This window comes from Oleiphilus sp. HI0132 (genome assembly GCF_001635845.1).
Genome location: NZ_LWGJ01000836.1, coordinates 1 through 341 on the forward strand (window position 1 = coordinate 1; position 341 = coordinate 341).

Here is a 341-nt window from a genome sequence, read left to right on the forward strand (position 1 = left end):
CAGGCGCGTAGTTAGGATGGCGAGTGAGGATATTGGTAATGCAGACCCCCGAGCGTTAACACTTGCTTTAAATGCCTGGGATGTTCAGGAGCGCTTAGGTAGCCCCGAAGGTGAGCTGAGTATAGCGCACGCTGTGATTTACTTAGCTGTCGCCCCAAAGAGCAATGCGGTATACAGCGCTTTTAATGCCTGTCGACGTTTGGTGCAGGAAGGCGGAGATGAGACAGTGCCAATGCATTTAAGAAATGCGCCTACACAGCTCATGAAAGATCAGGGTATGGGAATGGAGTACCGTTACGCTCATGATGAGCCTGATGGCTTTGCTGCTGGTGAATGTTATT

1 pseudogene is annotated in these 341 nt (G+C 50.4%); it reads left to right on the forward strand.

Going from position 1 to position 341, the window contains the following annotated elements:
* Positions 1–341: pseudogene (locus A3766_RS09530) on the forward strand (recombination factor protein RarA); the annotation flags it as partial.